Source organism: Haloarcula rara (assembly GCF_029338235.1).
GTDB lineage: Archaea > Halobacteriota > Halobacteria > Halobacteriales > Haloarculaceae > Haloarcula > Haloarcula rara.
Genome location: NZ_CP119785.1, coordinates 1,006,348 through 1,019,981 on the forward strand (window position 1 = coordinate 1,006,348; position 13,634 = coordinate 1,019,981).

Here is a 13,634-nt window from a genome sequence, read left to right on the forward strand (position 1 = left end):
AGTGGACAACCGATAGCATATAAAGTTCCGGGCAGGTGTCGTAAAATAAAGCTACCAGTCGACAGGCATGGGTCCCGGGTCGACGTGGTCACCGACCAGTGTGCCAGCGCGGTCGTAGGGGTCGTCCCGTTCACCCTCGTCGGTCAGTAGACGCTCGACACCGACCGCCTCGAATATATTTTTCACGAAGGCATCAACTACCGTCCGGTTGTTGAAGAGGTCGTGGAGGTAGGTCCCGAAGGCATCCTCGGTCGCCGCGCCGGCGCCGTCGAAGGGCCTCGCAACGTCCCCGGTCGGTTCCGACTCGCCCATGTGTATCTCGTATCCCGAGACGGTGCCGCTAGCACCCGAAAGCGGCCCGACACCGTCGACGTGCCGCTCGACGTGTTCGACGGTCTTCGCCGCCGAGAACCGCGTTCGAACCGGGAGCAAGCCGACCCCGTCGACACGCGCTGCAGTTCCAGTACCTTCGAGAGATGCGTTCGTTATCTCCTCGCCGAGCATCTGATAGCCGCCACAGAGTCCGACGACCGGCCCATCGAACGCCCGAAGTCGGTCGTCGAAGCCGGCCTCGCGCAGCGCCAGCAGGTCGTCGACGGTGTTCTTGCTCCCCGGGAGCACCACGGCGTCGGCGCCGGCCAGGGAGGCAGACAGCGGGACGTAGGCGACACGGACGCCGGGTTCGGCAGCCAGCGGCTGGAGGTCGGTGAAATTCGAGATACGCGGGAGCCGCGGGACCGCGACGGTGACACTGTGCTCGTCGGACACACCGTCGTCATCACCCCGAACAGCCCGCTGGCCGACCGGCGGCAACGCGACGCTGTCCTCCTCGGGGAGGCCGGGGTCGTCGTACGGGAGGACGCCCAGCACCGGAACTCCGGTGCGCTCCTCGAACGCCTCCAGCCCGGGAGCAAGCAGCGACTCGTCGCCCCGGAACTTCGTGATGACGACGCCGACGATTCGCTCGCGGACGTCCTCGGGGACGAGTTCGATAGTCCCCACGAGCGACGCGAAGACGCCGCCGCGCTCGATGTCCGCCACGAGCAGGACGTCGGCGTCGGCAAAGCGGGCCGTCTCGACGTTCGCGAGGTCGCGGTGGTGGAGGTTGATCTCGGCGATGGAGCCCGCGCCCTCGGCGACGACGACATCGTGGTCGGCCGCGAGTCTGCCGTGGGCGGCTTCGGCGGCCCCCAGCGCGTCCGCCCAGTGTTCCTCGTAGTAGCTCCCGGCCGCGTAGTTACCCACGGCCTCGCCGTCGACGACCAGCTGGGACTCGCCGTCGCCGCGTGGCTTGAGCAGGACGGGGTTGTGGTCGGTCGACGGCGAGACCCTCGCCGCGCGGGCCTGGACGTACTGCGAGACGCCGATTTCGCCGCCGGGAGTCGCGCGGGCGTTGTTGCTCATGTTCTGGGCCTTAAACGGCGCGACCGAGACGCCGCGGTCGGCGAGCAGTCGGCACAGCCCCGCCGCTACCGTGCTCTTGCCAACGTGTGAGGCCGTGCCGGCCACCAGTATCGTCTCGGCCATCTATCGGGGCTGAGGGCGCCGGCGACATGAGTGATTCGACAGGGGGACTTTTCTCGACGGGCCGTCTGGCTGGCGTATGAACGACGAGCGTCTGCGGGACCTGCACGACCACCTGGCGGCGACCGCCGAGCGCCCGGTCGAACGCACCGCGAGTCGATGGCTCGGCGAGGCCGAGGCCATCGCCGACGATATCGCCCACGGCGAGATGGACGCGTCGGTCCGACGGGAGCGACTGGGGAACGTCGAGCATCTACTGGAGAACGTCGAGGAGACGGGCGACGAAACCGCCGACGGTCACGTGGCGGCCGCCGAGGCGATTCTCGACGAGCTACTCACAGACAGCTGACCGGCAGACAGCCACGAGCCGTCGCTATCGACGTTCTGACGGCTCAATTCGAGCGAGTTAGCTGTTAAACCGTTATAGGTTTAACCACTGATTATAAATCGTAATGGATTTATACAGAAGATATGAACGGGCGCCGGTGCGTCGTCGTCGGCGAGGTGCTGGAACCGCGGTCGGTCAACGACAGAGAAGCGTTGCGAGCGTCGCTCGAAGCGGGTATCGAGCGGGCGAACGAGGCGCTGCGTGAGCAGCTCGTCGCGCCGTTTTCGGTGTTGCGAGGGGTCGAAGAGATAGGCGGCGCCCTCACCAATCCCGAGCGGTCCTATCGGGCACTACGGGAAATCACTGAAACGGTCCTCCCGGTCGAGATGCGCTTTGCGGTCGTCCACGGGGGGATAGACGTAGGGCTGGCGACCGAGGCGGTCTCGCGGATGGACGGCCCGGCGTTCCAGACGGTCGACAGGCTCCTGACGACGCTTGCCAGCGACGGGCGGGCGGTCGCGTTCGCGGACCCCAACGTCGAGCCGTGGATTCGGACGGTGCTCGCAGACCAGATACAGTTGCTCCAGACGTTGAAACGAGCGTGGACGGCCCATCAGGCCGAGCTGGTGCGGGCGTACCGGCGCGAGGAGCGCATGCAGGCGATAGCAGACCAGCGGGACGTGTCGGTCCAGACGGTGTCCCAGACGCTCGCCCGGGCGAACGCGAAGCAGATACTGGCCGTGGAGTCGAACCTCGAGACCGCGCTGTCGGCAGTGTGGGGCTGGACGCCGTAGCTGTCAGAACTCCGCCCCCTTCCGCGCCGGGTGTCCCGCGTCGAGGGGATGTTTCACCTTGCCGACTTCCGTCACGAGGTCGGCGTGGTCGAAGACGTACTCCGGCGGTTCGTGGCCGCCGGTGAGGACGAGTTCGACGTCGTCTGGTTTCGCCTCGACGAGCTCGACCACGTCCGCGGGGTCGATGAGGTCCCGGTTGGCAGCGTACAGTATCTCGTCGATGACGAGCATGTTTACGCCGTCCTCGGGCGGCCCGTCGGCGTCGAGCGGCTGGGAAAGGTCCACGTTGCCGCTGGCGGCCAGTATCTCGTGAGCGCGTTCGAGTGCGCCCTTCGCGCGGGCCGCGTGTTCATCGTCGCTACTCCCGTCCAGAAAGCCGTGCCAGCCGTAGTGGCCCGCGTTCTCGTAGGAAAAACCCGGCAGCGCCGCGATGGCGTTGTACTCGCCGCGGACGTCTTCTACGGTCCCGGTGCCGCCTTTCATGAACTGGAGCAGGTGGACGCGGTAGCCGTGGCCGACCGCGCGGGTCGCCATCCCCAGAGCCGCCGTCGTCTTGCCTTTGCCGTCGCCCCACCAGACCTGAACCAGACCGAACTCCTCGGGCGCGCTGGGCTCGATGGGTTCGGCCGTCGGACCGGCAGTGTTGTCGCTCATAGGAGGGTGGTTAGGGGGCACGAACATCGCTCTGGCGGTCGGTGACGACGCCGTGCTCTGCGGTCGCCGGCGCGGGCGGCCCGTCGTCGTAGCGGGCATCCAGACTCGCCAGCACAGCGTCGCGCACGCAAGCCCTCGTTGCCGCCCCCACCTCGGTCGCGCTACCCGCGAACTCGGCCGGGGCGGCGCTCGGGTCGGTACCGACCAGCACGGCGTCCGAGGTGGTCCCCGGCATCTCGGCGACCGCGAGCAGCGTCGCCGCCTTCGCTTCGACGGCGGTCCCCAGCAGGGTCGCCAGCGCGCCGTCGGCGAGCGAGCGGGCGACGCCCACGACGAGGTTGACCGTGCCAGGACGCCAGGGCTCGCTGTCGTCGCTATCGCGCACATCGCTACCGTCAGCAGTCGCACCGTCGCGGTCAACCGGCAACACCGCCGGGTTCGAGAGCCCCGCCGTCGCCAGCACCGTCACCGGGCCGCTCGTGGCGACGCGGGCGTGGCACATCTCGACCCCCGTCAACAGCGTCGGCCCGACCGGGAAGCCAGCCTCGGCGAGGCGCGCCTCGCGATAGGCGTCGAGGTCGGTGCGGGCGAACCCGATCGGGACGGAGACGTTGTAGACAGTGTCCGACTCGCAGTAGCCCCCGTCCCACGCCGTCGAGAGCCAGCGCGCCCCCTCGTGGCGGACCTGCGCGATGCCGTCCCGGCGGGTCGTCTCAAACATCCAGTACCTCCAGCAGCCGGTCGTTTTCCTCCGGGCGCCGGACGGCCACGCGGACGTGGCTGTCGAGCCGCCGGAAGGTGCGGGCGTCCCGCAGCGCGATACCCGCCTCGCGGGCGGTCGCGAGCAGGTCCTCGACCCCGGTGTCGCCAGTGTCGAAGCAGAGGAAGGGGGCGTCCGACGGGAACACGTCGAACCGCGTTGCGAGCCGGTCGCGCATACGCTCGCGTTCCTGGGCGACCCGTTCGCGGGTCTCGGCGACGAACGCGTCGGCCCCGTAGCAGTGCGTGCCGAGAGCCGCAGCTGCCGCGCTCATCGACCAGGCCCGCCGGGCGGTCGCGAGCCGGTCGAGCGCGTCGTGAGTGGCTACGGCGTAGCCCATGCGGACCCCAGGTAACCCGAACAGCTTGGTGAGCGAGCGCGCGACGACGACGCCCGCACGACCCGCGAGCGAGGGCTCGTCGGTGAAACCCAGGAAGGCCTCGTCGACGAGCAGGGTCGTCCCGACCTCGCGACAGCGGTCGGCGAAGGCCCGGAGCGCGTCGGCGTCGTAGCACTCCCCGGTGGGGTTGTTGGGGGTACAGACGACGGCCATGGCGTGGTCGGCCGGGTCCGCGTCGAGAATCTCGTCGTGGCCGACGAAGGTGGGCTCGCCGCCCTGCAGGCGCACCTCGCGGGCGTACTCGCCGAAGCTCGGGGCCGGGATGAGGACCGACTCGCCCGAACGGACGGTGGTCTGAATCGACAGTCGGATGGCTTCCAGCCCGCCCGCAGTGGGAACGACCTGAGCCGGGTCACAGCCGACGAACTCGGCCGCCGCCGCGCGAAAATCGGGGTAACCGTCGTTGGGGTAGGAGCGTGCGGTGTCGAACGCCGCTTCGAACACCTCGCGCGTGCCCGGTGGGACCCGCGGGTTCGTGTTCGCGCTGAAATCGAGCACGTCGGGGTCGTCGCTGCTCCCGTGTGGGACACGCCCGTCGGTCCCGATGTGTGACTCGCTCTCGCCGGCGGCGCGCAGCGCCGCGACGCTGTCGGGGTCCATGGGAACGACGACGGTGAGCAGTGGGGAGAAACTTTCGTGCGACGCCTCTAGCTGAAAATCGAATACGAACAGCCAGAAAGCCCCGGCATGCTACACTCGGGGGACTCGCTGTCGTTCGAAAGATGGCTGCGCCGTCTTTCGTGATGACGAGAGAGCAAAGCTCTCTCGAACCACGCTCCTCGCCTTCGGCTGCGGTGTCTGCTCACGGGCCGTAGGCCCGTTCGCACGTGCCGAGGCGCGTAGCGCCTCGCGCCTTACGTCGTCCACCGTCGTGTAGCATGCCGCCCCTTTCAGTCCCACCCGCGCCGGCTGGCCAACCAGCTACGGGCGGGGCATTCTGGCCTTCGAAATCAGCAGCGTTGCAAGATAATTCAGCTACAGCAATGCCTCAGCAATCCGGGCGTCGGCGAGCGTGTTCACGTTGACCGCGACCCGCGCGTCCTCGGTCATCCATGCATCGTCACCATCGTCGCCGACGACGTTGACACCGGTCGGCGCGACCTCGCGGCCCTCACGCTCGAAGGTGGTGTCGTCGCTGACACCCAGCTCGCGCTTGCGGGCGGCGGGGACGAGTACCGACAGCGACCCGCCCTCGTGGGCGTCGAGCACGCGGTCGAGAATCGCGCCGTCGAGCAGCGGGAGGTCGGCGGCGACGGTGAGTACGGGCGCCGAGACGCGGTCGTCGGCAAGCGCCGCGTCGAGGTCCGCGACGTATCCGTCGCCGGGCGTCTCGATACAGGGAACGTCGAGATGCGCCCGTGTCTCGGGCGTCGCGGGCGACGTGACCGCGTAGGCAGTGTCGACGGCGCTCTCGGAGAGCGCCCCGAACACGCGGCCGACCATCGGCGCGTCGCCGACCCGAAACAGGGGCTTCTCGACGGGGGTATCGAGCCGAGTGCCGCGGCCGCCACACATCACCAGAGCGTCCACGCGGACCCCCCCAGGAGGTGCCAGGCGGCGACCGCGCTATGCAGCGCGACGACGCGGGCGAGTTCGTTCGTGGCACCGAAGACGTCACCGCCGACGCCACCCAGTGAACGCTTTGCCCACCGGCGGACCAGCAGTGTCACGACAAGAGCGGCGGCGAGAGCGACGGCGGTGGCCGCCGGGGCGACGGCGGCTATCGGCACGGCAGCCGCGAGCGCGACCAGCAAGTCGACCGGGCCGTTGCCGTCGAGCATCGTCGCACCGAACCCCTCGTGACTCGGGGTACCCAGGCAGGCGAGCGTCGCCATGGCGGCTTTCGCACCGACCTCGCTGGCGACGACGGCGGCGACGGCGACGCGGACCGGCAGGGTCGTCACCGCCAGCAGGCCGAGCGCGAGCCCGACGAGGGCAGTTCCCAGCGCGAGCACCGCGCCGACGCCGACCGTCGTGTCGCGCATCACCTCGCGGCGCTCTTCTGGGGTGCCGTGGACCGCCGCCGCGTCGCCGAGGTCGGCCAAGCCGTCGGCATGGTTGACGCCGGTGACCGCGACCAGGGCCGCGAGCGCCGCCGCGGCGACGACCGGGCCGGGAAGCCGGCCGACGGCCAGGAACGGGAGTGCCACCAGCCCGCCGACGACGTAGCCCGCGAGCGGGAACGCCGCCGGCGTCGCGGTGAAGGCCACCCACGCGCCCTCGTCGTGGCCGACGGGGAGCCGGGAGAGAAAGCCCAGCGCGCCACGCAGTGCACTCAGAACCACGCTGGCACCCCCGAGCGCGGCAAGTGCCAGCCCCGCGAGCGCGTAGCTGCAGACGCCGGCGAGCCCGACCGCGCGGACGCCGCGGCGCGACGCCGCCACGTCCGGCAGGCTGGCCTCGGGGTTGAGGACGTACACGCCCGGCTTCTCCAGGCGCACGTCCAGCCCGGCGGCGGCGACGCCCATCGGCCAGCCGGAGTTCGGCGAGGGGACGCCGTCGAGCCACTGTCGCGTGCGCACGAGCGAGCGCAGGTCCGCGAACGCGACCGCGAGTGCGAGCGCGCTCAGGCGGGCCGGGAGCCACATCACCGCGTCGTCGAGCACGGCGGCGGGGGTGCCGACCCGCTTCGTGCGATAGCCCAGCATCGAGTCCAGCGTGTTGACGGCCTTGACCCACACCGCCGCCGCCGCGGCGACCGGGAGCGGGGCCACGCCAGCGAGCGCGGCGACCACCGCGGCGAGGACGAACGCCGACAGCGGCGCGACCAGTCCGTCGGCCAGGTTCTCGGCGGCGCTTTCGACGGCCGCGCTGCGGAGCTGTCCCGGCGAGAGCGCGCTCGCGTCCCGTCCGGCGAGCGCGAGTAGCCCGCCGCGAGCCGCCTCGATATCGGTGTCAGAGTCGCCGATGACCGACCCGGCCGCGGTGAGCAACCGCCGGAGGCTCGTCGAGAGGAACAGGACCAGCCCCGCGATGGCGACCGCGGCCAGTTCTGACCGGGTCCCGACGACAGCGACAATCGTCGCGACCGGGACAGCGGCCGCGAGCGGGAGCGCGAGCGCGCCGACACCACCCACGACCAGCGGGTGTCGCCACTCGCGGTCCAGCGGCGCGACCAGCCGACCGAACCAGGCGACAGGGTGGTACCGCGTCGGCGGTTCGCCGACGAGCGCCTCAAGCCCACCCGCGACGAGCATCGCGACGACCGGCATCACAGCCGACCCTCCCGGAGCCGCGTCGCGACGGTCGAAAGCGGCGTGTCGGCCAGCAGGACCGACCGTGCGCCGGCCCGCTCCGCGCCGCCGTCGGTGCGAGCGTCGTCGCCGACGTGGACCAGCGCGGGGAGCGGGACATCGAGCGCGTCGACAGTCGCCTCGAAGATGCGGGGGTGGGGCTTGCGCCAGCCCACGTCTACGCTGGTCACGACGACATCGAGCACGTCGCCGGCGAGGTCGGTGCGGTCGAGCGTTCGTTCGACCAGCCCGGGAACGCTGCAGTTCGAGCAAATGGCGACCTGACCGCTGTCGGCCGCCGCAGCGAGCGCGTCGCGAGCGCCCTCGCGTCGGGACACTGGCCCGTCGAAGGCAGCCAGGACGGCCTCGCGAGCGGTCGCCGCCGTGACCTCGACGCCGCGGCTGGCCAGGGCGAGTCGAACGTGTTCGTCGAGGGCGCCTCCCGGCCGCGGTCGTACTCGCGATGGGCGGACCGATAGGCGGCCTCCCAGTCGTCGGGCACGGAGACACCGCGCTCGGCGAGGCTGTCGGCGACGGCGTCCCAGGGCTGGTCGGGCCGGTCGGTCGCGACGAGGGTCCCGAACAGGTCGAACGAAACTACCACGTCCGTGTGGTTACTGCAATCGCACTTGAACTGTGTGGTCAGCACGGCCCGTGGCCGTCGCCGTCATACGGACGTCTTTCACCAGTACTAATTCTGATAGTAATATCAGCTATTTCTATTAGAACTCTTATATTTGAGGTGGCGTTTACAGTTAGATTTGATATATTAATTGGCAGACTGAGATGGTATGAGACCCTACATTTATTCGACAGGTCTCCCCTTCGGAATCTCATCGAACACGCAGCAATAATCATTTGTATACCGATATATTCCGGTACTGCGTGGTCGTCACACCCGTCAGCACTGCCGACAGCGCTGGCCACCCGGTGTGTGGGTGTGTACAAAAATGGGCGAAGGCCCGATAGCGAAGCGGACGTGCCAGTGTGGACGCCGACGGTTACTCGACCCATTTCGCGCGGCGGATATCGTACCCGCCACAGTCTGGACAGGAGTGGTGCTGGAGGTCGAACGACGCATCGCATGCTAGACAGATGTACGGGCGTCCCGTGGGCTCCCCGAGGTGGGAAACGCTGCGTGCTTTGTCAAAGACTCCCATCGACGACCACATCGAGTAATCGGTCCATACTACCAAAAAGAGCGCTGATAGTTCACGTTATTTTATCCGACGCCGTCTTGCGGTTTGTTCGAAGAGTACGATACGGGCGGTCGGCCGGTTGTGTCGACCGGAGGACCCGCCAGTGGCGGCGCGAGAGCCACTGACCGGTGACCGGAAGACTGGGTCTGTGACAGAACGATTACTATGTCAGACACCCACCAGTTAGGCTGGAAGTACGGCACGCCGATCACTCATCGACGGTTCCGGACGTCGCCTGTGTCAGCGAACGGGACACATACTAATATCGGTGTTTGGCGAGTCCAACATACGACCGAACGGCATGGCCGAGGCACTCATTCCGACGGGACACGAGGCACAGAGCTACGTCTGTCTCCGATCGCTATCCGGCCACGGTGTCGGTTCGATAATCGCATCGGAGAAACCGAAGGTCCCGGCGGCGAGGTCACGCTACTGCTCGGCGTCGGTCCGCGTCGCGGACCCCCGCGAAGACCTGCTGGCGTACCGCGACGACCTGCTCGCGGTTGCCCGCCGACCGACAGTCGAGACGGTGATTCCGATACGACCGGAAGACAGCTACGTCCTCTCGCGGTACCGCGAGCAGTTCGAGTCGGTGACAAACGTCGTCGTCCCGACGTTCGAACAGCTCCAGGCCGTCATCGATAGACAGCGTCTCATCGAGGTCGCGGCGACTGCCGGCGTCCCGGCCCCCCGGACGACGAGACTCGACGCCGTCGACGACTGGACGCCCCAGCAACTCGTCAAGTCACGATACAACGTGCTTGCGGAGGGTGTCCTGCCGGGGATGGACGCCTCGGAGATAGCGGTCGAAAAATCGCTGACCCATCTCGCCGCTGGTGAGCAGCCCGACCGGCGGGCACTGCGGGAGGCGATGGGACACGAGCCAATCGTTCAGGAGTATATCCCGTCAGACGCGGAGTATCTGGTCGGCGCGCTGTACGCCCACGGCGACCCACTGGCGCTCTTTCAGCACCGACAGGTCCGTGGCGACAGCTACACCGGCGGCGGCGGTGTCTACCGGAAATCCGTGGCCATCCCTGAACTGGAAGCGGTCGCACGCGACCTGCTCGGCGAGCTCGACTGGCACGGGCTGGCCTGTATCGAGTACATGCGCCACGAGGAGACAGGCGAGTTCGTCCTGACGGAAATTAACCCCCGAATGTGGCAATCGCTCCCGTCGGCGGTCAGGGCCGGCGCCGACTTTCCGGGCTATTACTGGCTCGCGGCGACCGACCGACGCGATGCCATCAGCTGTGACTACGACGTCGGTGTGGGCACGCATCTGCTACACGGCGAGCTGGGCCACCTGCTGAGCATCATCCGGGAAGACTCCCCGCTCGTGGCGAAACCGTCGGTCGCGAAGCGTGCCACGGAAATCGTCGCGTCCTGTCTGGGCGACCCGAACTTCGACTACCTCGCGATGGACGACCCGCGACCGTTTCTCCGGGGCGTCCTGAACAAGGTCTCGAACTGACTGCCCCGAGCTGAACAAAAGAAGACGATCAGTAACAAAACGAGTCCGCCCTCTCCGATTTGAACAGGTGAGAGACGTTCCTGCTCGGTCGCTTCGCTCCCTTCGCGGGCTGCGGCTCTCGTGTTCAAACCGTGTCGTGGGTGACTCGATAGACGCCGCTGGCTCACTACGTTCGCAGGCGGCGTCAAAACGAGTCCGCCCTCCCCGATTTGAACGGGGGACAAGTCGATCTACAGTCGACTGCTCTACCAGTCTGAGCTAAGGGCGGTCTGCAGTCGAAAGTAGCCCGTGGTCGAGACTTAAGGATTGTTATTCGCGAAGCGTGCGGGGTCCCGTAACATATGCGCATTCGCACACAATATGTAAATCAGAGGTAAGCGTAGGGAGGGGTGTGCTTGGAGACTGTGACTACTGTGGTGACCCGCTCACCAACGAACTCCAGTCGGTAACCTGTGACCACTGTGGGGAAGGGTTCCACGTCGAATGCGCTCGCGAGGCGGGCGAGTTCTCGGTCACGGTCGAGTCGAAACTGCTCGGTTCGGATAACTACCGTATCGAGTGCCCCTTCTGTGACCTCTCCTGGAGTGCCGGCTACGACCCGCGCTGACGCGACGACGACGAGCGTCAGACACAGCGGGAAGATTGAAATACCCGGGAGACAACCTGTATGACGAGTCGGATGAGCAAGATAACGTTCCGCGCTGACGACGACCTCGTCGACCGCCTCGAGGAGTTCGACGCCTCGAAGAGTCAGGTCATGCGCGAGGCACTCCGTGCGTATCTCGATGGCGAGGGGTCATCGGAGAGCGCGTCGGACGCGGACGAGGCAGTCACCGACACGGAGAGCATCGACGCGCTCATCGCCGACCGCGTCGACGCGCTCGTCGCCGACCGACTGGAGACACCGACGACGCCGCGCCAGCCACAGGACGTGAATGTAAACATCACGCTCGACGCCGATAGCGGGGCTGTAACAGAGGAACGGGCCGGCAGCAGACGCGCGTCAGACACAGAGACCGACACTGCGACGACGGGTGTATCACACGACCGCGAGGGCCGTAAGACAGCACCCGAGAGCCGTGAAGACGCGGAGGCCAGCGGGCAGTCCGCCTGTGCCCAGTGTGGCGAGAACCTGGCGTCCTCGCACGTTTACTGCCCGAACTGCGGGGAGAAAGCCTCCCGACGCGTGTTCTGTGACTGCGGTGACGAGCTCCGGTCGGACTGGGGATTCTGCCCCGGTTGCGGGCGACGAACCCCCGCTGCGGACGTGCTCGAACAGACCAGAAGTGGCGCAAACAGGGAGTAAGAGCCCCTTACCGCCGTAAACGCACAATTGTCATACACTCAGCGATACTTTTATTATCCCATAGTCTGTGGTACATCGTGCGTAAGACGGTCGTCTTACACAGCCGGGGTCGCGGTGGCGTACCCGCCGCCGTCGGTCGATTTCGCTGTGTAAAACAGTCAGGCGGGCCGTAAACACGGCTCGTTTGGATCGTCTTACCCAAAGGGAAACAACCATGGAGCGTGTGACACTACGGATTCCGAAGCAGCAGATAGAAGAGGTCGAACAGATGGTCGATACGGGGGAATACCCCAACCGGAGTGAGGCTATCCGGTCGGCCGTCCGGGAGATGCTGTCCGAGCAAGAGGGCTCGGAACGTGCCTCCGAGAAAGACAAACGAACGTGGGCGAGGGTGTAACGATGCAGGACATCGTCAACGAAGCCCTCGAACGCGACGAGCAGGAACAGCAGAAGCTGTCCGACGAGGACGTCGACGGGTTCGGTGACCCCCGCATCGTCATCGTCGGCTGCGGTGGCGCCGGCAACAACACGGTCAACCGGCTCTACAACATCGGCGTCGAGGGCGCCGACACCGTGGCCATCAACACGGACAAACAGCACCTCAAGATGATCGAGGCCGACACGAAGATACTGGTCGGCAAGTCCCTCACCAACGGTCTCGGCGCGGGTGGCGACCCCTCGATGGGCGAGCGCGCGACCGAGATGGCACAGGGGACCATCAAGGAGGTCCTGGGCGATGCGGACCTGGTCTTCGTCACCGCCGGTATGGGTGGCGGGACCGGGACCGGCGCGGCGCCGGTCGTCTCGAAGATCGCCAAAGAGCAGGGCGCCATCGTGGTCGGCATGGTGTCGACGCCGTTCAACGTCGAGCGCGCCCGCACGGTGAAAGCCGAGGAAGGCCTGGAGAAGCTTCGCAACGAAGCCGACTCCATCATCGTGCTGGACAACAACCGCCTGCTCGATTACGTCCCGAACCTGCCCATCGGCAAGGCGTTCTCGGTGATGGACCAGATCATCGCCGAGACCGTCAAGGGCATCTCGGAGACCATCACCCAGCCCAGCCTCATCAACCTCGACTACGCCGACATGACCTCGATCATGAACCAGGGCGGCGTCGCGGTGATGCTGGTGGGTGAGACCCAGGACAAGAACAAGACCGAAGAAGTGGTCAAGGACGCGATGAACCACCCCCTGCTGGACGTGGACTACCGCGGCGCGAGCGGCGGGCTCGTCCACATCACCGGCGGCCCGGACCTCACGCTGAAGGAGGCCGAGGGCATCGCTCAGAACATCACCGAGCGACTGGAGGCCAACGCCAACGTCATCTGGGGCGCCCGCATCCAGGAGGAGTACAAGGGCAAGGTCCGAGTCATGGCCATCATGACCGGCGTCCAGTCCGCACAGGTCCTGGGGCCGTCCACCCAAAAGCAGGCCAACAAGTCCCGCGAGGCGATTCAGGAGGTCGACGACGGCACCTCCTTCGACGCCTCCGAGAACTTCGAGAGCGCCGGCGGCGCCGGCGGCAGCAGTGCCGGCTACGGCGAGACGGACGGCGGCCGCAGCACGAAAGAGAAGAACAACGGCCTCGACGTCATCCGGACGAGCGAGTAGCGGTCGACCTCGTTCTCCGAGGGACAGGACCCCTCTTTTTGTGCGTGCTGAGCTAGAAGCGGAAGCCGGATAGCCGACAGCTACTGCGTCGAAACCATTGTTAACAGCCAGAAAGTCCCTGGAGACGCTTCGCGTCTCCCGACCCTCGCGGAGCCTTCGGCTCCGCTCAGTCCCACCCGTAGCTGTTTGACCAGCCAGCTTGGGCGGGACTGAGAGGGGCACTGCTCTCAGCGAACCCCGGCGAAGTAAGCACTGGAGCGAACGCAGTGAGCGAAGGGCGTCGTTCGAGAGAGCGAAGTCGTCCGAGAGAGCAAAGCTCTCTCGTGATGGCGAAAATCTTCGATTTTCGGA

Annotated in this window: 13 protein-coding genes, 1 tRNA gene and 1 pseudogene; 7 read left to right on the plus strand and 8 right to left on the minus strand. The window is 67.0% G+C overall.

Annotated elements, in window-relative coordinates:
* Positions 1–51 precede the first annotated feature (51 nt).
* Positions 52–1,527 (minus strand): cobyric acid synthase, encoded by a 1,476-nt coding sequence (locus P1K32_RS05255; protein WP_276251654.1) that lies wholly within the window; start codon positions 1,525–1,527, stop codon positions 52–54.
* A 76-nt stretch (positions 1,528–1,603) separates the two neighbouring features.
* Between P1K32_RS05255 and P1K32_RS05260 the strand changes: the two genes are divergently transcribed.
* Complete coding sequence (locus tag P1K32_RS05260) at positions 1,604–1,873, plus strand: DUF8152 family protein (RefSeq protein ID WP_276251655.1); 270 nt, start codon at positions 1,604–1,606, stop codon at positions 1,871–1,873.
* 122 nt (positions 1,874–1,995) lie between these two features.
* A complete protein-coding gene (locus tag P1K32_RS05265; RefSeq protein WP_276251656.1) occupies positions 1,996–2,646 on the plus strand; it encodes a SatD family protein in 651 nt (216 codons plus the stop codon).
* Positions 2,647–2,649: 3 nt separating this feature from the next.
* Here the strand turns inward: P1K32_RS05265 and P1K32_RS05270 are convergent, their stop codons facing one another.
* From P1K32_RS05270 to P1K32_RS05300, 6 genes and pseudogenes are all read right to left on the minus strand, one after another.
* Positions 2,650–3,300 carry a cob(I)yrinic acid a,c-diamide adenosyltransferase gene (locus tag P1K32_RS05270; RefSeq protein WP_276251657.1) on the minus strand — a complete coding sequence of 217 codons (651 nt, stop codon included), beginning with the start codon at positions 3,298–3,300 and terminating at the stop codon, positions 2,650–2,652.
* A 10-nt stretch (positions 3,301–3,310) separates the two neighbouring features.
* Positions 3,311–4,021, minus strand: a complete 711-nt coding sequence (locus tag P1K32_RS05275) for an adenosylcobinamide amidohydrolase (RefSeq protein ID WP_276251658.1) — start codon at positions 4,019–4,021, stop codon at positions 3,311–3,313.
* Positions 4,014–5,060 (minus strand): threonine-phosphate decarboxylase CobD, encoded by a 1,047-nt coding sequence (cobD, locus tag P1K32_RS05280; protein ID WP_276251659.1) that lies wholly within the window; start codon positions 5,058–5,060, stop codon positions 4,014–4,016. The genes P1K32_RS05275 and cobD overlap by 8 nt, the downstream gene beginning before the upstream one ends.
* Before the next feature lie 375 nt (positions 5,061–5,435).
* Positions 5,436–5,975, minus strand: coding sequence for an NTP transferase domain-containing protein (locus P1K32_RS05285; protein ID WP_276251660.1), 540 nt, complete (start codon positions 5,973–5,975; stop codon positions 5,436–5,438).
* On the minus strand, positions 5,975–7,675 hold the full coding sequence (cobS, locus tag P1K32_RS17770; protein ID WP_419181061.1) for an adenosylcobinamide-GDP ribazoletransferase: 1,701 nt from the start codon (positions 7,673–7,675) through the stop codon (positions 5,975–5,977). Before cobS ends, P1K32_RS05285 begins: the two co-directional genes overlap by 1 nt.
* Positions 7,672–8,297, minus strand: a pseudogene (locus P1K32_RS05300) (HAD family hydrolase). The gene cobS and the pseudogene P1K32_RS05300 overlap by 4 nt, the downstream one beginning before the upstream one ends.
* Before the next feature lie 896 nt (positions 8,298–9,193).
* On the opposite strand from P1K32_RS05300, the gene P1K32_RS05305 reads away from it, so the two are divergent.
* The gene (locus tag P1K32_RS05305) at positions 9,194–10,366 is read left to right on the plus strand and encodes a carboxylate--amine ligase (RefSeq protein WP_276251661.1); all 1,173 of its coding nucleotides are present in this window, start codon (positions 9,194–9,196) and stop codon (positions 10,364–10,366) included.
* Between the two features lie 194 nt (positions 10,367–10,560).
* Here P1K32_RS05305 and P1K32_RS05310 read toward each other — a convergent pair.
* A tRNA-Tyr gene (locus tag P1K32_RS05310) sits at positions 10,561–10,634 on the minus strand.
* A 123-nt stretch (positions 10,635–10,757) separates the two neighbouring features.
* Between P1K32_RS05310 and P1K32_RS05315 the strand changes: the two genes are divergently transcribed.
* The 4 genes from P1K32_RS05315 (at position 10,758) to ftsZ (ending at position 13,283) form a co-directional block, all read left to right on the plus strand.
* On the plus strand, positions 10,758–10,973 hold the full coding sequence (locus tag P1K32_RS05315; RefSeq protein WP_276251662.1) for a hypothetical protein: 216 nt from the start codon (positions 10,758–10,760) through the stop codon (positions 10,971–10,973).
* A 72-nt stretch (positions 10,974–11,045) separates the two neighbouring features.
* A complete protein-coding gene (locus P1K32_RS05320; RefSeq protein WP_276252170.1) occupies positions 11,046–11,672 on the plus strand; it encodes a double zinc ribbon domain-containing protein in 627 nt (208 codons plus the stop codon).
* 214 nt (positions 11,673–11,886) lie between these two features.
* Entirely contained in the window at positions 11,887–12,069 is a 183-nt protein-coding gene (locus tag P1K32_RS05325) for a ribbon-helix-helix domain-containing protein (protein ID WP_220586444.1), read from the plus strand.
* Positions 12,070–12,071: 2 nt separating this feature from the next.
* Complete coding sequence (ftsZ, locus tag P1K32_RS05330) at positions 12,072–13,283, plus strand: cell division protein FtsZ (protein ID WP_276251663.1); 1,212 nt, start codon at positions 12,072–12,074, stop codon at positions 13,281–13,283.
* The last annotated feature ends 351 nt before the right edge of the window (positions 13,284–13,634 follow it).

Bases quoted from the DNA above. Each gene is read 5' to 3' on its own strand.
- ftsZ (WP_276251663.1), top strand. From the start codon at position 12,072: ATGCAGGACATCGTCAACGAAGCCCTCGAACGCGACGAGCAGGAACAG.
- P1K32_RS05305 (WP_276251661.1), top strand. From the start codon at position 9,194: ATGGCCGAGGCACTCATTCCGACGGGACACGAGGCACAGAGCTACGTC.
- cobD (WP_276251659.1), bottom strand. From the start codon at position 5,060: ATGGACCCCGACAGCGTCGCGGCGCTGCGCGCCGCCGGCGAGAGCGAG.
- P1K32_RS05325 (WP_220586444.1), top strand. From the start codon at position 11,887: ATGGAGCGTGTGACACTACGGATTCCGAAGCAGCAGATAGAAGAGGTC.
- P1K32_RS05260 (WP_276251655.1), top strand. From the start codon at position 1,604: ATGAACGACGAGCGTCTGCGGGACCTGCACGACCACCTGGCGGCGACC.
- P1K32_RS05270 (WP_276251657.1), bottom strand. From the start codon at position 3,300: ATGAGCGACAACACTGCCGGTCCGACGGCCGAACCCATCGAGCCCAGC.
- P1K32_RS05255 (WP_276251654.1), bottom strand. From the start codon at position 1,527: ATGGCCGAGACGATACTGGTGGCCGGCACGGCCTCACACGTTGGCAAG.
- P1K32_RS05275 (WP_276251658.1), bottom strand. From the start codon at position 4,021: ATGTTTGAGACGACCCGCCGGGACGGCATCGCGCAGGTCCGCCACGAG.
- P1K32_RS05285 (WP_276251660.1), bottom strand. From the start codon at position 5,975: ATGTGTGGCGGCCGCGGCACTCGGCTCGATACCCCCGTCGAGAAGCCC.
- P1K32_RS05320 (WP_276252170.1), top strand. From the start codon at position 11,046: ATGAGCAAGATAACGTTCCGCGCTGACGACGACCTCGTCGACCGCCTC.
- P1K32_RS05265 (WP_276251656.1), top strand. From the start codon at position 1,996: ATGAACGGGCGCCGGTGCGTCGTCGTCGGCGAGGTGCTGGAACCGCGG.